General features: G+C 46.1%; 19 protein-coding genes. 3 read left to right on the forward strand and 16 right to left on the reverse strand.

Annotated elements, in window-relative coordinates; translation table 11 throughout:
- Nucleotides 1–267: 267 nt before the first annotated feature.
- Together fdhF and GNE05_RS13660 are read left to right on the forward strand one after the other, a co-directional pair.
- Nucleotides 268–3,210: a formate dehydrogenase subunit alpha gene (gene fdhF, locus GNE05_RS13655; protein WP_087920802.1), complete on the forward strand. Its 2,943-nt coding sequence runs from the start codon at nt 268–270 to the stop codon at nt 3,208–3,210.
- A 17-nt stretch (nt 3,211–3,227) separates the two neighbouring features.
- Nucleotides 3,228–3,719, forward strand: coding sequence for a helical membrane plugin domain-containing protein (locus GNE05_RS13660; protein ID WP_007612765.1), 492 nt, complete (start codon nt 3,228–3,230; stop codon nt 3,717–3,719).
- Nucleotides 3,720–3,757: 38 nt separating this feature from the next.
- On the opposite strand, the gene GNE05_RS13665 is transcribed toward GNE05_RS13660, so the two are convergent.
- The 5 genes from GNE05_RS13665 to GNE05_RS13685 all read right to left on the reverse strand — a co-directional run bounded on the left by GNE05_RS13665 (nt 3,758) and on the right by GNE05_RS13685 (nt 7,544).
- The gene (locus GNE05_RS13665) at nt 3,758–3,988 is read right to left on the reverse strand and encodes a YrhC family protein (protein WP_012118061.1); all 231 of its coding nucleotides are present in this window, start codon (nt 3,986–3,988) and stop codon (nt 3,758–3,760) included.
- An 83-nt stretch (nt 3,989–4,071) separates the two neighbouring features.
- Complete coding sequence (locus GNE05_RS13670) at nt 4,072–5,214, reverse strand: bifunctional cystathionine gamma-lyase/homocysteine desulfhydrase (protein ID WP_160182893.1); 1,143 nt, start codon at nt 5,212–5,214, stop codon at nt 4,072–4,074.
- A gap of 1 nt (nt 5,215) precedes the next feature.
- On the reverse strand, nt 5,216–6,139 hold the full coding sequence (locus GNE05_RS13675) for an O-acetylserine dependent cystathionine beta-synthase (protein ID WP_015387961.1): 924 nt from the start codon (nt 6,137–6,139) through the stop codon (nt 5,216–5,218).
- Nucleotides 6,140–6,186: 47 nt separating this feature from the next.
- Nucleotides 6,187–6,882 (reverse strand): 5'-methylthioadenosine/S-adenosylhomocysteine nucleosidase, encoded by a 696-nt coding sequence (mtnN, locus tag GNE05_RS13680; RefSeq protein ID WP_003152774.1) that lies wholly within the window; start codon nt 6,880–6,882, stop codon nt 6,187–6,189.
- 20 nt (nt 6,883–6,902) lie between these two features.
- Entirely contained in the window at nt 6,903–7,544 is a 642-nt protein-coding gene (locus tag GNE05_RS13685) for a class I SAM-dependent methyltransferase (protein ID WP_014418461.1), read from the reverse strand.
- Nucleotides 7,545–7,727: 183 nt separating this feature from the next.
- On the opposite strand from GNE05_RS13685, the gene GNE05_RS13690 reads away from it, so the two are divergent.
- A complete protein-coding gene (locus GNE05_RS13690) occupies nt 7,728–7,931 on the forward strand; it encodes a YrzA family protein (RefSeq protein WP_003152771.1) in 204 nt (67 codons plus the stop codon).
- A 39-nt stretch (nt 7,932–7,970) separates the two neighbouring features.
- Here the strand turns inward: GNE05_RS13690 and GNE05_RS13695 are convergent, their stop codons facing one another.
- From GNE05_RS13695 to GNE05_RS13745, 11 genes are all read right to left on the reverse strand, one after another.
- Nucleotides 7,971–8,687, reverse strand: a complete 717-nt coding sequence (locus tag GNE05_RS13695; RefSeq protein ID WP_014418462.1) for a YrrS family protein — start codon at nt 8,685–8,687, stop codon at nt 7,971–7,973.
- 63 nt (nt 8,688–8,750) lie between these two features.
- Nucleotides 8,751–10,505, reverse strand: coding sequence for a peptidoglycan D,D-transpeptidase FtsI family protein (locus tag GNE05_RS13700; protein ID WP_160182894.1), 1,755 nt, complete (start codon nt 10,503–10,505; stop codon nt 8,751–8,753).
- A gap of 52 nt (nt 10,506–10,557) precedes the next feature.
- The gene (gene greA / locus GNE05_RS13705; RefSeq protein ID WP_003152766.1) at nt 10,558–11,031 is read right to left on the reverse strand and encodes a transcription elongation factor GreA; all 474 of its coding nucleotides are present in this window, start codon (nt 11,029–11,031) and stop codon (nt 10,558–10,560) included.
- 253 nt (nt 11,032–11,284) lie between these two features.
- A complete protein-coding gene (udk, locus tag GNE05_RS13710; RefSeq protein WP_003152763.1) occupies nt 11,285–11,920 on the reverse strand; it encodes a uridine kinase in 636 nt (211 codons plus the stop codon).
- A gap of 6 nt (nt 11,921–11,926) precedes the next feature.
- On the reverse strand, nt 11,927–13,195 hold the full coding sequence (locus GNE05_RS13715) for a peptidase U32 family protein (RefSeq protein WP_017418217.1): 1,269 nt from the start codon (nt 13,193–13,195) through the stop codon (nt 11,927–11,929).
- 17 nt (nt 13,196–13,212) lie between these two features.
- A complete protein-coding gene (locus tag GNE05_RS13720) occupies nt 13,213–14,142 on the reverse strand; it encodes a peptidase U32 family protein (protein ID WP_007408214.1) in 930 nt (309 codons plus the stop codon).
- Between the two features lie 6 nt (nt 14,143–14,148).
- Nucleotides 14,149–14,802, reverse strand: a complete 654-nt coding sequence (locus GNE05_RS13725) for an O-methyltransferase (RefSeq protein ID WP_007612793.1) — start codon at nt 14,800–14,802, stop codon at nt 14,149–14,151.
- Nucleotides 14,803–14,953: 151 nt separating this feature from the next.
- Entirely contained in the window at nt 14,954–16,045 is a 1,092-nt protein-coding gene (gene mltG, locus GNE05_RS13730) for an endolytic transglycosylase MltG (protein ID WP_007408212.1), read from the reverse strand.
- 110 nt (nt 16,046–16,155) lie between these two features.
- Nucleotides 16,156–16,437 (reverse strand): DUF1292 domain-containing protein, encoded by a 282-nt coding sequence (locus GNE05_RS13735; protein WP_003152751.1) that lies wholly within the window; start codon nt 16,435–16,437, stop codon nt 16,156–16,158.
- Between the two features lie 12 nt (nt 16,438–16,449).
- A complete protein-coding gene (gene ruvX / locus GNE05_RS13740; protein ID WP_003152750.1) occupies nt 16,450–16,866 on the reverse strand; it encodes a Holliday junction resolvase RuvX in 417 nt (138 codons plus the stop codon).
- Nucleotides 16,867–16,874: 8 nt separating this feature from the next.
- Nucleotides 16,875–17,141, reverse strand: coding sequence for an IreB family regulatory phosphoprotein (locus tag GNE05_RS13745; RefSeq protein ID WP_003152749.1), 267 nt, complete (start codon nt 17,139–17,141; stop codon nt 16,875–16,877).
- Nucleotides 17,142–17,209: the final 68 nt, after the last annotated feature.

The following is a 17,209-nucleotide window of genomic DNA, read 5'->3' on the forward strand; positions in this document are numbered from 1 at the left end:
GTTCCCCTTTGTGACATTTCACCTGGTTAAAGTTTTCCTTTCGTATTGTATTATAATAAATATCACCTTATAATAAAAGCAGTGAAGATGGATTTGTAATAGGAAACGTGTTACGAGTCTATCGTTTTATACAAATAGGATTGGTCTGTTAGTAAGACTTGCTAGTGAACTATTCCGCCATGCGTATTTATACCGTTCTCCGGACAGGAGGCCGGTATCTATGTGCATGGCTTTTTTTCGAGTTTAAAAGATGGAGGGGAATTGGAAGTGACAGACGTTCAGTCTATCCGTGTCAAAATTGACGGCACGGAGTATGAAGCACCAGAGGGGTCTAAGATTTTAGATATTTTAAACCAAAACGGAATTGAGATTCCGCAAATATGCCATGTACCGGAAGTGGATCCGATTCAAACATGTGACACCTGTATTGTTGAAGTAAACGGGAAATTGCAGCGCTCTTGTTCCACGGCTGCAGAAAACGGGATGTCCATCTCGCTTACGTCGGGAAGGGTAAAAGAGGCTCAGACAGAGGCCATGGACCGTCTGCTCGAGAATCACCTGCTTTACTGTACGGTTTGCGATAACAACAACGGCAACTGCACACTGCATAATACAGCGGAAATGATGGGAATTGAGCATCAGAAATATCCATATACGCCGAAAGATGATTCAAAGTGCGCGGTTGATATGTCTCACCCGTTTTACCGCTATGATCCGAACCAATGCATCGCCTGCGGCCAATGTGTGGAAGTGTGTCAAAACCTTCAGGTGAATGAGACTCTTTCAATTGATTGGGAGCGCGACCGCCCGCGGGTCATTTGGGATGAAGGCGTCGCCATTAATGAATCTTCCTGCGTCAGCTGCGGCCAGTGTGTCACTGTCTGTCCTTGTAACGCACTGATGGAAAAATCAATGCTCGGCCAAGCCGGATTTATGACAGGTATAAAAGAAGATGTTATGGAACCGATGATTGATTTAGTAAAAAATGTTGAACCCGACTATACAAGCATCTTCGCCGTGTCTGAAGTGGAAGCGGCTATGCGCGATAAACGGACGAAAAAAACAAAAACAGTCTGCACGTTCTGCGGCGTCGGATGCTCTTTTGAAGTATGGACAAAAGGCCGTGACATCCTTAAAATTCAGCCTGTTTCCGATGCTCCGGTTAACGCGATTTCCACTTGTGTGAAAGGGAAATTCGGCTGGGACTTCGTGAATTCGGAAGAACGGATTACAAAACCGCTCATCCGGAAAAACGGCGCATTTGTTGAATCGTCATGGGAAGAAGCCCTTGACCTTGTCGCTTCAAGACTCGGTTCGATCAAGGCCGAACACGGAAATGGTTCTGTCGGTTTTATTTCTTCTTCTAAAATTACGAATGAAGACAACTACGTCATTCAAAAATTGGCACGCCAAGTATTTGAAACCAACAACGTGGATAACTGCTCACGCTACTGCCAGTCACCGGCAACGGACGGCTTATTCCGCACCGTCGGTATGGGCGGAGACGCCGGCACAATTAAAGATATCGCAAAAGCGGGCCTCGTGCTCATCGTCGGCGCCAATCCGGCGGAAGGACATCCGGTTCTGGCCACTCGCGTGAAACGCGCCCATAAGCTGCACGGCCAAAAACTGATTGTTGCCGATCTGCGCAGAAATGAAATGGCTGAACGGTCCGACCTCTTTATCAGCCCGAAACAAGGGACTGACCAGGTCTGGCTCATGGCAGTAACGAAATATATGATTGACCAAGGCTGGCACGATCAAGCGTTTATTGATGAAAATGTCAACTACTTTGATGATTATAAAGAAACGCTGGAAAAATACACATTGGAATATGCGGAGCGCATCACCGGACTTTCTCAGGATACGATCATCCGCATTGCCGAAATGATTCGTGATGCAGACGGCACTTGTGTTCTTTGGGGCATGGGCGTAACCCAGAATACAGGCGGCTCTGATACATCAGCGGCGATTTCCAACCTGCTGCTTGCCACAGGAAACTACCGCCGTCCGGGCGCCGGAGCCTATCCGCTGCGGGGACATAACAACGTTCAAGGCGCTTGCGATATGGGAACTCTTCCAGGCTGGCTTCCGGGATATCAGCATATTACAGATGATGCGGCACGCGCTAAATTCGAAAAAGCTTACGGTGTTGAAATTGACGGCAAGCCGGGTCTTGATAATATCGAAATGCTCCATGCGATTGAAGAAGGAAACATGAAAGCCATGTATCTCGTCGGTGAAGATATGGCGCTCGTCGATTCAAACGCCAACCATGTTCATGACATTTTATCCAGCCTTGATTTCTTTGTTGTACAGGATATTTTCCTTTCAAGAACGGCGCAATACGCGGATGTCATCCTGCCTGCGGTTCCATCTCTTGAAAAAGACGGAACATTTACAAACACAGAGCGTCGTGTGCAAAGATTGTATCAGGCGCTTCCGACACTCGGCGATGCAAAACCCGACTGGTGGATTATTCAGGAAGTCGCCAATCGTTTAGGCGCTGATTGGAATTACACGCATCCTAGCGACATTTTCTCAGAAATGGCGAGCCTTTCTCCGCTGTTCGGAAAAGCAAGCTACGACGTTCTTAGCGGCTGGAACAGCTTCCTGTGGGGAAGCTTTACGGGAGAAAGCACTCCGCTTCTTTATGAAGACGGCTTTAACTTCCCGGACAAAAAAGCCCGCTTTGCGCTGAGCGATTGGGTGGAGCCTGCTGTATTCCCTGAAGAATATGACCTGCATATTAACAACGGACGGATGCTTGAACATTTCCACGAAGGAAACATGACAAACAAGTCAAAAGGCATTCAGTCTAAAGTTCCGGATGTATTTGTTGAAGTATCGCCGGAGCTCGCGGCTGAACGCGGAATTTGCGACGGAACAATGATCCGGCTCGTCTCTCCTTTTGGGGCGGTTAAATTGAACGCGCTTGTGACAGACCGCGTCCGCGCAAATGAGCTTTATCTGCCGATGAACTCTACAGATAAAGATTCTGCGATTAATTTCCTGACCGGGCCTGCGTATGATTCACGGACACATACACCTGCCTATAAGCAGACAAAAGTCCGCATGGAAGTGCTCGGTTCCTGTGATACTCCGCCGCTTCCGAAAACGAATCCGCGGAACAAAAAACGTCATCCGCAAAACGGTGTGGAAGCTCAGCGAAAATGGAACCGTCCGGGCTATGTGCACTTAACTGATTAAGGAAAGGAGGAAACATTATGGCAAGCCCAATTACTGAAATTCAAAAAGAAACGAAAACAGAGGAACAGCTGAAAGCTGAAAAACTGGAAGAGCTGAAGACGCTTCTCGCAGAAAATGAAGAAGCCGTCGCAAAAACGATGTCCATCATGGCAGAGCTGAATAGCTTGGGCATTTTTGATGCCGCCGGCTATATGCTCCAGGCAAAAGAGGAGATTGCCAAAATCGCACTCGGACAGATTTCCCGGGAACCTGTCACCAATCTCCTGAATACGATGATGGCCGCGGGAGGCGCGCTGTCAAAAGCTGATCCCGAATTTATGGGCAGACTTTTAGAAAGCGCCATGGCCGGTACGGATCAGGCGCAAAGATTTTTAAAAGAGGACAGGAAAGTCAGTATGTTTGAACTGATGAAAGCCGTCGGTGATCCTGATATTAACCGCGCGCTCGGCTTCGGGCTGCAGTTTTTAAAAGGAATGGGAAAAGAATTACGCGAAACCCCGTCTGAATAAGAAACGAAAAAGCCATTGTCAAAAGACAATGGCTTTTTTTATTCATCGGCCTCTTCCAGCCTCTTTTTATAAATAAGTGAACGGTCAACGCAGAAATAAGCGCCCGCTAAAAATACACAATCCGTTACAAACATCAGCATTTTCTGGCCCGCAGTCAGCCCTTGTCCGGGAAGAACCGCGCCGATATAAATGAAGGTGCTGACTGCAAGCAGAATAAATGCGTAATGCTTAAAATCTTCTATTAATGATTTCAGTCTTTTCTTCTCCATATAAGGTCACCTGCCAGTTTTATAGTCTACCAACATTATAATACAAGCTGACAGCCGACAGAGAATGTAAATCTATCCATTCTTTATAAAAGTGAATCAAGCGCCTGTTTCACATCCGCCGTTAAATCCTCAGTATCCTCAATACCGACTGAGATCCGCACGAGCCCGTCGGTAATGCCAAGCGCAAGCCGGCGGTCGCGCGGGATCGAAGCGTGCGTCATTCTGGACGGCACGGAGATTAAGCTTTCAACCGCTCCTAAACTTTCCGCGATCGTAAACAGGTTCAATTTTTCTAAAAACGCGTCGACGCGTTCGCTGCTGCCGACATCAAAGGAAATCATTCCGCCGAAACCGGAGCTTTGCGCTTTTGTCAGCTCATGGCCCGGATGTTTCGCAGATCCCGGATAATAGAGCGTTTGAACGGCATCATGCGCTTCAAGCAGCTCGGCGATTTTTCCGGCGCTGTGATTGATGGCATCCATTCTGAGTCCCAGCGTTTTAATCCCTCTCATCAAAAGCCATGAATCCTGCGGTCCTAAAACGCCGCCCGTTGAGTTTTGCACGTAATGAAGCTTTTCGCCCAGTTCTTTATCAGCCGTGACGACTAAGCCGCCGACGACATCGCTGTGGCCGCCGAGATATTTTGTCGCGCTGTGCAGCACGATGTCCGCGCCGAAGCTGAGCGGCTGCTGGAAATACGGCGTGTAAAACGTATTATCGACGATAAGCAATACGCCCGCTTCTTTTGCGATGTCAGACATCAGTTTGAGGTCAGTCACTTTCAATAGCGGGTTTGTCGGTGTTTCGATATAAATGGCTTTCGTATTCGGGCGAATGGCCTTTTTGACTTTTTCTTCATTGCTCGTATCAACAAAGTCCGCTTCAATGCCGAAGCGGTTCAGCACACCTGTCATCACCCGGTAAGTGCCGCCGTATACATCATCCGTCAAAATAACATGATCGCCGCTGTCAAACAGCATCATGACGGCAGTAATCGCAGCCATGCCTGAGCCGAACGCATATCCCGCCGCTCCGCCTTCAAGCTCCGCAATTAAGCTTTCAAGCGCCGTCCGCGTCGGATTGGCCGTTCTTGAATATTCATAACCCGTGTGCTCGCCCGCTTTCGGCTGCCGGTACGTGCTTACTTGATAAATCGGTACGGAAACCGCTCCTGTTTTTTCATCTCCCGTAATTCCTCCGTGCACCATCAGCGTTTTTTTCTTCATCTTACTGACCTCCTTGAAAAATGTTTTTGCTTATATATCGATCGCTGCCGTCAGGGAAAATGGTGACGATATTTGATCCGGCGGGCGCTTTTTTCGCTTCTTCAAGCGCTGCATAAAGAGCCGCCCCTGAAGAGCTTCCGATTAAGAGGCCTTCTTTCTCGGCCGCTTCTCTGACAAGCGAAAACGCCGTATCGTCTTCCACCGTGTAAATGGCGTCAAAATGGTTCTCGTCCATATAATCCGGGATAAACTCCATGCCGATGCCTTCCGTTTTATGGGCATGCGGCTCTCCTCCGTTCAGGATCGAGCCTTCCGGTTCAACGATCACCGTTTTGACGGCAGGATTTTTCTCCTTTAAATAAGCTGCCGTACCGGCAAAGGTGCCGCCGGAACCCGCTCCTGCAACAAAAGCGTGGATATCCCCGCCGAGCGCGTTCCATATTTCGGGTCCGATCGTTTTGTAGTAAGTCAATGGATTTACTCGGTTTTTAAATTGCAGAACGGCATAAGAATTATTAATCTCTCTCTCCAGTTCAAGCGCTTTTCGGATGGCTCCCTGCATGCCTTCTTCTCTCGGCGTATGCACGATGTCCGCTCCGAGAGCTTTCATAATTTGCTGCTTTTCTCTGCTGAAATGCTCCGGGACGCAAAAAACGGCGCGAAGCTGATGCTTTCTGGCGCACAGAGCGAGTCCGATCCCGGTGTTTCCGGCAGTCGCCTCAATGATAACGCCGCCCGGTTTCACCTTTCCCGTGCGAAGCGCATCTTCAATGAGCATCCCGCCCAGCCTGTCTTTAATGCTTCCGCCCGGATTCATCATCTCAAGCTTAGCATAAACCGCTGTTCCCTCCGGTATATCAAAATGCTTGAGACGGAGCAGCGGTGTATTTCCGATCAGTTCTGTAATATCTGTTATCACGTTCAATATGTGTCCTCCTCCTGGAAAAGCGGAGGAGAACGAGAATCCCCCGCTTAGTGAATTCGTTTGATGACATTCAGGACAAGCTCAGTTGAATGAACGGCAGCCTGTTCTAAAAATTTATCAAATGAAACATCAGATTCTTTTCCGGCAATATCAGATAAAGCTCTGATGACAACAAAAGGCGTTTTGAACTGGTGGCACACCTGTGCGACAGCCGCAGCTTCCATTTCAACCGCGTACAAATCCGCAAATTTGGCGCGTACGTCTTCAACCCGCTTCGGATCATTCATAAAAGAATCTCCCGTAGCGATTGTGCCTTTGGCGACTTGAATGCCGTTCAGTTCAGAAACCGCTTCCTCAGTAATGCTGATCAGCTTTTCATCAGCTTTGTATGCTGCCGGAAGACCCGGCACCTGTCCGTATTCATAGTCAAACGCCGTCACATCCACGTCATGATGGCGGACATCTGTTGAGATGACGACGTCGCCTACATTCAATGTATGATGAAAACCGCCCGCTGAGCCTGTGTTAATCACATAATCAGGTTTGAAACGGTCAAGCAGAAGCGTCGTGCTGATCGCCGCGTTGACTTTCCCGATACCCGATTTCAGCAAGATGACTTCGACGCCTTCATAGCTGCCAGTTGTAAACTCACAGTGAGCGATCATCTCTTGTTTTGCGTCTTTCAGTTTGCTTCTTAAAATCGTAACTTCCTCTTCCATTGCTCCGATGACTGCCAGTTTCATTTATACACAATCCCTTCGATTTACCGTTTAATCGCCTCCATTATCCAGACAAAGTCATTTTGCTGCGTAAACCGCGCGGCAAATCCCTCTTCTGAAAAGATGTTTTTCATTGTCCCGAGTGTCGGATAATGTTCCGTCTTTAAATCGTCCGCTAATTGATGATAGCCGTTTCGGATTGCTTTTTTAATGGTTTCATCATAAGCTTCATGATCTTTAAAGACTGTATCGGCAAACACTATTTTATCATGCTTCTGAAGGATTGCGCCATACTGCTTTACAGCCGTTCGCTTTTCTTCATCGGTTAAATGATGAAAGGCGTACGAGCTGACGATGGTATCTATTTGAAAAGGCGGAGCGGGAAACTCCAGAAAATCTCCGTCACTGAACACGGCTTTGTCAGAAAGCTTGTCAGCCGCCAGTTTTCTCATTGACGGAGACGGTTCTACACCAAACACCTTTTTGTTCGCGGCGGCTAATTTCGCCGTTAAATTCCCCGTTCCCGGTCCGAACTCTAAAACGTTTGAACCTGAAAGTGCGACGATGCTGTCAAGAATGTTGTCATATCCTTTAAAAACAGCGGCATATTGTTTGTCAGCCCCGTGCACTGTGGCGTCATAAGTCGCTGCCCAATCTTCAAATAAAGGAATAAATTCACGGCCCATATTTTTCACTCTCCATATTTTATAATTCCTATGAGTATAGTATGGATTAATCATGGAACAGTTACTATCCTATCACAAAAAAGAATGGAAGGGTACTAAAATACTTTGGGATTATTGCGCAATTACGGCAGAAAGGCTTATACTTTCATTGACTCAGAAGAAAAATCAGGAGGATCTGTACTGATGAATTTTCAATTGGATTTAATCAAAGATAAAGTAGAGTTTTTCGAAGCGGCATCTTTGCAGGAGCTTGAAAAGAAAATAAACGTTCAGATTGAAAACAACCAGGCGATTATGCTTCGCGTCCGTTCCGTATCCCATCAGGTGACGGCCGTTGACGGCAGAATCCTTTACAGTGCGTCGGTGCATTTTTCAGCTGACGTATGACAGAAAAAAGCAGCTGATTACTCAGCTGCTTTTTTGCGGTTATTTTAAGGTTTCTACTTTTGTCGGCTTCCAGCCTTTTTTGTCTTTCCAAGTGATGGTGACCTGATACTTTTTGCCGTTCGTTTTGTCTAAAACTTTACCCTTCGCATCTTGCGGGCTTCCATTGTTTCCGAGCCACAGCACTGTCATGTGATCTTTTGACACGCCGGTTGCGTAAGAGATGGCGTCAAGCATTTCGGCCCAGTCTTCAGAGCTTGAGTCATACGTCGCCGCATGTTCTCCCGTCTGCTTTGTGCCGACCGCTTTCCATTTTGGGTTAACAATTGTTTTCTCGACATCGCTTGATGAGCCGCCCTCTGTTATTTTTGCGCCTTTAAAAGGATCGCTTGAATCAGAGTCTTTTTTGCTGCTGTCATCACTTTTCGATGAATCATCGTCTTTTTTGCTGTCAGAGTCTGAAGATGAATCAGATGTGTCCTTATCCTGTTTATCTTTTTTGTCATCGTCTGATGCCGTATCTTTTTTGCTGTCTTTTATGTCTTCATCCGATGTCTGCTTCGTCTTGCCTGATGCAGGTGTTTCCTGCTTCTGGCTCGTGTCCGCTTTTTCGCTCACGTCGCCCGACGGACTGTTGATGAAGAGGCTGACGGCAACGACGACAATAAGAATAGATACGATAGCAATTAAAATGTTAAGCACCATATTTGCTTTTCTGCGCTTATCACGGTTTTCAAAACGAGATTGTTTATTGCTCAATCATTCTGCACTCCTTTATCCCTCTTGCTCAGCATATATTTTAACATGGGCTGAGCGGTTGTTCTATGTCTGATTTATTTCATTTTCATGTACCTTTTTAACAATATCATAAAACACTGTATTTGTCAGAGCCTTATCCCCCGGCGTGTCCATGTGCAGCACCACGAGAGCGTATTTCGGCTTGTCCGCGGGAAAGTATCCCGCAAACCATTTGTGGTAAAGCGTCTGTTTTTCTTTTGTGAACATTCCCGTCTGGGCCGTTCCCGATTTGCCTGCTATCTCATACGGCAGGTCCTGAAACCTTCGGCCGGTTCCTTTCGGTGAGGTGACGACTTCTCTGAGAATTTTTTGAAGCTGCTGCGCCGTATATTTGTCGATGTTTTCCCCTTTTAACTGCTGATCTTTGAATGACGCCATCGTCGTTTTGTTTTTGTATTCAATTTTGTCCGCGATTTTGACTTGTTTTTTTTCACCGCCGCGCGCGATCGCCGCCATCATATTGGCGACTTCAAGAGGGGTGACTTTCACGTTTTTTTGCCCGATCGCCGTCTGTGCGACGGCTTTTTTTACGGTTTTGTCTTTGTCATCTCCCCAAATGACCCCGCTTTTTTCATTATACAGCTGCCTGAATCGGTCTTCCCGGTACAGCTTGCCTTCCCAGCCCGCCCGCTGGGTGAGACCGAGTTTTTCCGCCATGTTTTCAATAACGGAATCATCTTTTTTGATCAATTTTTCCGCAAGGCTTGTAAACGTATAATTGCAGCTTTGGGCAAAGCTTTCTCCAAAACTGAGCGTGCCTTTGTCATCCCCCGGCTCTCCGTACAGGTTGAGATTGCAGTTAAAGGATGTGCCCGGCTTCACTTCGTTTTGTTCTATTGCGGCTGCGGCGATCACCGTTTTAAATACTGATCCCGGATAAATCGGCGTCAGCATGTAATTTTGCAATGTCTGCTGCTTTGACATGTCGGCGTCAGGCTTAGATACCATTCCGAGCACACTGCTTTTTTCAATGTCTAAAAGGACGGCTCCCCCCTTTTTTAACCCGCGGTCTTTCAATACATCTTCCATTGCTTTTTGAATATTGCGGTCGATGGAGGTTTTGACTTGCAGCGGATAAAACGCGTTTGCTTCAGCCGTATATTTGACGTCCATTCCGAATAAAGGGTTTCCCCTTCCGTCGACATGATACAAAAGTTTTGTGTCCTGATCCGCCAGTAAAAACTCATCAAACGTCCGCTCCATCCCGCTTGTCCCGATTTTTGCCGTGATCGGCAGTTCCTTCCTGCCGGGGTATTTCTTTTTCAAAAGCTCAGGGTCCTGGTTTGTCGCGCCCAACAGATGAGCGGCTATGTTTGTTTCTTTGCTGTCTTTCATATATACGCCGTAAATGCCGGGATATTTCAAAGAATTGATATTTGACACGGATTGTTTCGTCAAATGTTTTATTTTTCTGCTGTTCAGGATCACCGGTTTTTTTGCTTCCGTGAGCAGCTGCCTGAGCTCCCCCTGTTTCATTCCGAGAATGTCTGATACCCGGTCAACCGGCCAATCCTGCGTCACGAGAAAAGGAAACAGTATGACGGCAGGCTGCTTTTTTCCGGTCAGTTCTTTGCCGTTCCGATCAAGAAAAGAGCCGCGTCCGTCTGAAATAAGGACTTCTTCCGTCCGCTGCTTGACGCTTTCCTGAATCAGATTAATATTGGATTTTGAAAAAGATTCTGTAAAAAACAGCTGAATTTCAGCCAGCCTGGCAAGCAGAAAGAAAAACACGAGCAGAAAACAAATCACGGCCGTTTTCAGCCTTTTTGATACGATCATAAAAAACACCTCATCCACATTTTGGACGAGGTGTTTCATTGTTAAACGGATCTTATGAAATTTTCACAATTTTCACGAGCATTTCTCCGCCCGGCGTCTGAACTGTCACTTCTTCGTCCACTTTTCTGCCGAGCAGGCTTTTGGCGATTGGCGAGTCGTTTGAAATTTTTCCTTCAAACGGATCAGCTTCAGCGCTTCCGACAATCGTGTAAGATTCTTCTTCACCGTCCGGCAATTCGATAAATGATACGGTTTTTCCCAAACCGACTACATTTGAACCGCCGTCGTCCTCGATGATTTTCGCATTCCGGATCATGTTTTCAAGCGTCGTGATGCGCCCTTCCACAAATGCCTGTTCTTCTTTTGCAGAATCATACTCAGAGTTCTCTGACAGATCTCCGAAGCTTCTTGCGATTTTAATGCGTTCTACTACTTCTTTACGTTTAACCGTTTTCAATTGCTCTAATTCTTGTTCAAGTTTTTGTTTTCCTTCGTGAGTCATCGGAAAAACTTTTTCTTGTGCCATGTTCCTTCACTCCTTGGTGGTTGTCCCTCAACAATAACGTGTGATTATGTATGAGAGCATAAACGAAAAAATCAAGAATGAGAACACAGGGCAGTCCTCGTTCTTCTCTCCCATATAGGTACTGTTTATCTTAAACTGAATGTGTGTTTTCTGCAAATGTTTCGGTTTATAAACAGGGAAAGAAGGGAACTGTCTCATTCCCTTCCAGCCTATACATAATATGGTCTGAGTTATTTATGTCTATGCTATGGTATTACAAAATTGCATTTTGTTCAAGGATCGTTTGAATCTTCGTGACCATCAGATCGATTGCGACGTGGTTTTGCCCGCCTTCCGGAATAATGATGTCCGCGTAGCGTTTCGTCGGTTCAACAAACTGATTGTGCATCGGTCTGACGACGGACACATACTGCTCAATGACAGAATCGATTGAACGGCCTCTTTCGTTAATATCTCTCATAATCCGTCTGATGATACGGAGATCCGCGTCCGTGTCAACATAAAGTTTCATATCCATGAGGTCGCGAAGCCTTTTATCTTCGAGAACGAGAATGCCTTCCAGAATTATGACATCCTTCGGCTCAACCGGAATGGTTTCCTCAGAACGCGTATGCAGTTTATAATCATAAATCGGCTTTTCTATCGGCCGGTAATTCAAAAGCTCTTGAATATGCTCTATTAAATAGTCATTATCAAATGCGAGCGGGTGATCATAGTTTGTGTTCAGCCTTTCTTCAAACGGAAGATGGCTTTGGTCTTTATAATAAAGGTCTTGCTGGATCATTAAAATCGAGTGTCCTTTAAACTGTTCATAGATGGAACGGGTGACGCTTGTTTTTCCTGATCCGGAACCTCCTGCGATGCCTATAACTACAGGACTCTTACCCATTGGTGATTACTTCCCCTTTCTCATCATGTTGCTCGGATAAATCTTTTTGTCTACTTTAAATGTAACGATTTGCAGGGGATGGCGGGCAGCATCAAGCTCGTTTCCGTCTTCGTCCCAAATAGTGCCGATTGTGAATGTGAAATTGTCGATTTCAGGACCGAAAAATTCCACTTCGTCACCTTGTTTAAAGAAATTGCGCTGCTGGAGCGTCACCATTTGAGTGTCCTCGTTATACGCGAGCACGAGACCGGCAAAATCAAATGTTGTTTTCTTTCCGTGTTCACCGAACATCTGCTCTTCATACCCAGGCGTGCCTTCAAAGAAAGCAGGCGCGGTATCCCGGTTTGCACATTTGTCCAGCTCATCCAGCCATTCTTTTTGAATGACAAAGTTTTCAGGATCAGCGCAGTATGCGTCGATGACTTTGCGATACACGCTGACAACCGTCGCAACGTAATGAATTGATTTCATCCGGCCTTCAATTTTCAGGCTGTCGATGCCCATCTCGATCATTTGCGGAATGGATTCAATCAATTTTAAATCTTTCGGGCTCATCGCAAACGGAGCGTCTTCTTCATCATAGAGCGCGACCGCGTTTGCACCGTCTGTCTGATACAGGTCATAATCCCAGCGGCAGGACTGACAGCAGCCGCCGCGGTTGGAATCCCGGGCCGTCATGTGATTGCTCAGCACGCATCGGCCTGAATAAGCGATACACATGGCGCCGTGGATAAAGGTTTCAATTTCAATATCCACCTTTTCCTTCATTTCTTTAATTTCCAGTCCGCTCGTTTCACGGGCAAGCACCACGCGGTCAAGCCCTTCTTCTTTCCAGAACTGCACCGCTTTCCAGTTGGAAAGGGACTGCTGTGTGCTGAGGTGAATTTCTACATCCGGGGCCACTCTCCGGCATGTTTCAATAATCAGCGGATCAGCGACGATAATTCCGGCAACTTTTGCGTCACCCAACGCTTTTAAGTATTCTTCCAGACCGTCCATATTTTCATTATGGGCGAAAATGTTTGTTGTCACATATATTTTTGCCCCGTATTTTTTGGCAAATTCTACGCCCTCTGCGATTTCTTCTATTGAGAAGTTATCCGCATTTGAGCGGAGTCCGTATTCCTGTCCTCCGATAAAAACCGCGTCCGCTCCGTAATGAACGGCAATTTTTAATTTTTCAAGGTTTCCTGCCGGAGCAAGGAGTTCAGGTTTTTTCGTAATGACGCGTTTTCCGTTTACGACTTTGGAAATGGTTTGATTTACGGCTGTCATCCGTTGCACCCTCCTTTTTAATAGACCGTTTCTTTAAAGAAGAATCCTGTGTCGATGCTTCTGTTCACAGGCTGAATGCTTTCAATCCGCTCTATCCAGCTCTCTTTTTTCTCTTCGTATGTCTCTCGGCTTTCGAAGCACAAATCGATTGCTTCTCTGTACATGCGGGTCACTTCAGTTAAGTATTCAGGAGACTTCAAAACTCCGTCGATTTTGAAAGAATCGATGCCGGCATCCATCAGGTCCTCTAATTCATCAATCATGCACACATCGTTCGGGCTCATGATGTGCGTGCCGTTTTCATCTTCAAAAATCGGGTATTTATTGCCCCGTTCCTTGTCATGCAGAAACATTCCCGCTTCTTTTTTCTTCTGTTCGATGTCCATGACTTTACCCTGGTATTCGAAGTAATGGCCCACTAAAGAACGCTTCGATTGGAACATGCACGTCATGCCGTGGATTTGAATTTCAATTTCGACTTCGGCGTTTTCTTTTATGTCAATGATGCTGTCCATATTTAATTCCTTAGCCAGCACTGCCCGCCGTGCGCCTTTGCGTCCCCAGTAATTGCAGGAATAGTAGTTGGTTCCCGTTGTTTCCGTGCTCCAATGCAGTTTAAGCTCGGGAGCCGCTTCACGCGCCGCCATTAAAACGGCCGGATCACCGAAAACAGCCGCATCAACGCCGGCCTCCTGCAAAAAGGCAAGATAGCCGTTCAGCTCGTCCACTTTTTCGTTGTGAAAAATAGCATTGACGGCGGCGTACACTTTCGCGCCTTCCTGATGAGCTGTCTTTACGGCTTCTTTTATATCTTCTCTTGAAAATTCACCGGCCAGTCTCAGGCCGTATCTCTGTTCTCCGACTAACAGGGCCGTTGCGCCCGCTTGAATGAGCGGAAGAATATCCTGTACAGAAGTCGGAGTCACCAAAAGTTCAGGTTTTTTCATGATCCTTCACCTCTTCTTTTTACTGATGGCGATGCCGTCTCCGACCGGCAGTATGACCGTTTGATAGTCAGGCCGGTCCATCAGCCATTGGTTATATTGATCAATTTTTTCAACAAGCTTCCGTCTTCTTTTCGGCTCAATGTCCGAGTGATTTTGTGCCACCAGCCCTTTAAACAGAACATTGTCCGTAAAAATGACTCCATCCGGCGCAAGCATCGGTTCATAGAGCTCAAAAAAGTTCGTGTACTGGCCTTTGGCCGCGTCGATAAAAATGGCATCATAAGGAGCCGTGACACGGACAGACTCAGAAAGTTCCAGCGCATCCCCGTGCATTACGTGAATCCGGTTTTCCATTTCAAAGTCTTTTATATTGTTCACAGCTTCTTCATAGCGTTTGTCGTCCCGTTCAATCGTGTAAATATTCGCATCCGGAAGCTCAAGCGCCATCCGTATGGCGGAATATCCGATTGCCGCGCCGATTTCCAAAATGTTTTTCGCCTGTTGAATCGACAGCATTTGAAGCAGCACTTCAATGCCCGCTTCTTCCATAATCGGAACATGGTGCTCTTTTGCATAGGCTTCAAGCTTTTTCACTTTATCAGGCCGAGGCTTCAGCATCGCGTTTATATACTCGTTTATTTGTTCATACCGATCATTCACGGCAAACAGCCTCCGTTCTAAAAAGGAGTGCCCCTGACGAATCCGCGGGGACACTCTCTTAAGACACTTCTTTATCCATAAGTAAACAACCCGATATATTTTATCATAAAACCTTTCAGAATGGAATAAAAGGAGAGCTTTTGCCCTCCTTTTATTCGCTGTCTTTTTTGGAAATATACTTTTCCTTCGCTTTATTATGGTCTTTTAATGTTTTGGTGAAAACAACCTCGCCGTTTGATTTTGCAAGGAAATAGAGATAATCCGTTTTGTCAGGGCGGAGAGCCGCTTCCCATGATGAATCACCGGCATTTGCAATCGGTCCCGGCGGCAGCCCCTTATGTTTATACGTATTAAACGGAGAATCAATTTTCAGGTCTTTGTAGTAGACCCGGCTTTTATGCTTACCGGCCGCATATAATACCGTCGGGTCAGTCTGCAGCGGCATTTTTTCTTCGAGCCTGTTGTAAAAAACGCTGGCGATTTTGTGACGGTCGGCTTTGGCGGTGGCTTCTTCTTCAATTAGCGATGCCATTGTCAGCGCGTTATGGACGGAAAGTTTCTTTTTTTCCAGTTCAGATTTATACGTTTCGATACGGGTGTTTGTTTCCTGAACCATTGCCGTCAAAATCGTGTCAAGCGATGCATCCGGATCATTAAACGGATATGTGGCCGGATACAGATAGCCTTCGAGCGGATGCTTGAGCTTCTTGTTTGAAAGTGCGTCCGTTATCGTATCAGGAAACTGTTTCTTCAGTTTGCCGATGAATGTTTTGTCATCCAGTTTCGCCATGATCTCTTCTTTTGAATATGATGTTTCTTTTGCGATCGCATCCGCAATCTGTGTAAGCTGTTTTCCTTCAGGAACGGATATCTGAAAGGCATATCCCGTTGATCCCGCGGTCAGTTTTTTGATAATCGCATCCGCATCCATTCCTTTATTCAGGTGGTAAAATCCCGCCTGAAACCCGGAAGCGCCTTTATACTTCACATACAGCTGAAATGCTTTTTTGCTTTTGATGACATGCTGATCCTCAAGAATTTCAGCGATTGCCGAAACGGAAGAACCGCTCGGAATATTAATATTGACTGCCGTTTTGCTGCCTTTGTCAACCGGAGACAGCAAAGATTTTCCATAGAAAAAAGCACCGCAAATGATGATAAGCAGAGCGATCACGGAGGACAGTATTATCGTCGTTTTTTTGTTTTTACGCGGAAATGAATGTTTAGTCTGATTGATATTCATACAAGTATTTTCCTCCCAACAGCTCTTATACTACATGATTCATGTCCATTCGGCAATTTATTACAAAAAAAAGCCGAAGCGCATATGCGCTCCGGCTTTTTCCGTTCATTTTATTCTTCGTCTTCTTCCGCTAAAAACGTGTTCAGCGTTTCTTCGATCATTTCCCACTCTTCATCAGTTTCAATCGGCATCAGTTCGCCGTCTTCACCGTTTTCGTTCGGTTCGAAGCTTGAAGCGTGAATTTCGATTTCATCATCGTCTTGAGCATCAATCGGATAATAAAGTACGTAAGATTTGTTGAATGTGTCGTTTTCAAATGTGAACAGCACTTCGCAAAGCTGTTCGTTGCCTTGATCATCGACAATTGTAATGTGTTTTTCGCCGTGTTCCATTTTTTTCACCTCTTAGTTTAAACTGTCCAGATATCCTTGAAGGATCATGACAGCCGCCATTTTATCAATGACTTTTTTTCGTTTTTGCCTGCTGACGTCAGCCGCGATCAGCATTTTTTCAGCCGCCATCGTCGTCAGACGCTCGTCCCACAGCACAACAGGGACATTGTACGCTGTTTCAAGCAGTTTCGCAAATGTTTGGCTGGCTTCGCCTCTCGGACCGATCGTCCCGTTCATGTTTTTCGGAAAACCGAGCACGATCTTCTCTACATTATAGTCTTTCATCAGCTCGGATAAACGGTCCAGACCGTAATCTCCTTCAGCCTCGTTTATTTTTATCGTCTCAATGCCTTGAGCGGTCCAGCCCATTTCATCGCTTAAAGCTACGCCGAGTGTTTTCGTTCCAAGATCAAGTCCCAATATTCTCATGAATGTATTTACGCCTCTTTATGCTGTTCTAGATAGGATTTTACCAATTCCTCGATTAATTCGTCACGTTCCAGTTTGCGAATTAAGTTCCGGGCGTCGCGATGCCTAGGAATGTATGCAGGATCTCCAGACAGCAAGTATCCGACAATCTGGTTGATAGGATTGTACCCCTTTTCCTGAAGCGCATCATATACCGTAATCAGCACTTCTTCGACGTTTGTTTCAGCAGAATCATCGGAGAAATTAAATTTCATCGTTTTATCAAACGAGCTCACCGTTTTGCACCTCTTTCCCAAATTCGCAGGCAAAGTTCAGCCTGAGGTCCTCATCTTATCATCATTCT

Source organism: Bacillus sp. AM1(2019) (assembly GCF_009906915.1).
Taxonomy (GTDB): domain Bacteria; phylum Bacillota; class Bacilli; order Bacillales; family Bacillaceae; genus Bacillus; species Bacillus velezensis.

Coding starts and splice junctions, on each gene's coding strand:
- GNE05_RS13700 (WP_160182894.1), bottom strand. CDS start 10,505: ATGATCGTATCAAAAAGGCTGAAAACGGCCGTGATTTGTTTTCTGCTC.
- GNE05_RS13665 (WP_012118061.1), bottom strand. CDS start 3,988: ATGGAGAAGAAAAGACTGAAATCATTAATAGAAGATTTTAAGCATTAC.
- GNE05_RS13685 (WP_014418461.1), bottom strand. CDS start 7,544: ATGGGCCGTGAATTTATTCCTTTATTTGAAGATTGGGCAGCGACTTAT.
- udk (WP_003152763.1), bottom strand. CDS start 11,920: ATGGGTAAGAGTCCTGTAGTTATAGGCATCGCAGGAGGTTCCGGATCA.
- ruvX (WP_003152750.1), bottom strand. CDS start 16,866: ATGAGAATATTGGGACTTGATCTTGGAACGAAAACACTCGGCGTAGCT.
- GNE05_RS13735 (WP_003152751.1), bottom strand. CDS start 16,437: ATGGAACACGGCGAAAAACACATTACAATTGTCGATGATCAAGGCAAC.
- GNE05_RS13690 (WP_003152771.1), top strand. CDS start 7,728: ATGAATTTTCAATTGGATTTAATCAAAGATAAAGTAGAGTTTTTCGAA.
- mltG (WP_007408212.1), bottom strand. CDS start 16,045: ATGAATATCAATCAGACTAAACATTCATTTCCGCGTAAAAACAAAAAA.
- mtnN (WP_003152774.1), bottom strand. CDS start 6,882: ATGAAACTGGCAGTCATCGGAGCAATGGAAGAGGAAGTTACGATTTTA.
- greA (WP_003152766.1), bottom strand. CDS start 11,031: ATGGCACAAGAAAAAGTTTTTCCGATGACTCACGAAGGAAAACAAAAA.
- GNE05_RS13720 (WP_007408214.1), bottom strand. CDS start 14,142: ATGAAAAAACCTGAACTTTTGGTGACTCCGACTTCTGTACAGGATATT.
- GNE05_RS13660 (WP_007612765.1), top strand. CDS start 3,228: ATGGCAAGCCCAATTACTGAAATTCAAAAAGAAACGAAAACAGAGGAA.
- GNE05_RS13715 (WP_017418217.1), bottom strand. CDS start 13,195: ATGACAGCCGTAAATCAAACCATTTCCAAAGTCGTAAACGGAAAACGC.
- GNE05_RS13670 (WP_160182893.1), bottom strand. CDS start 5,214: ATGAAGAAAAAAACGCTGATGGTGCACGGAGGAATTACGGGAGATGAA.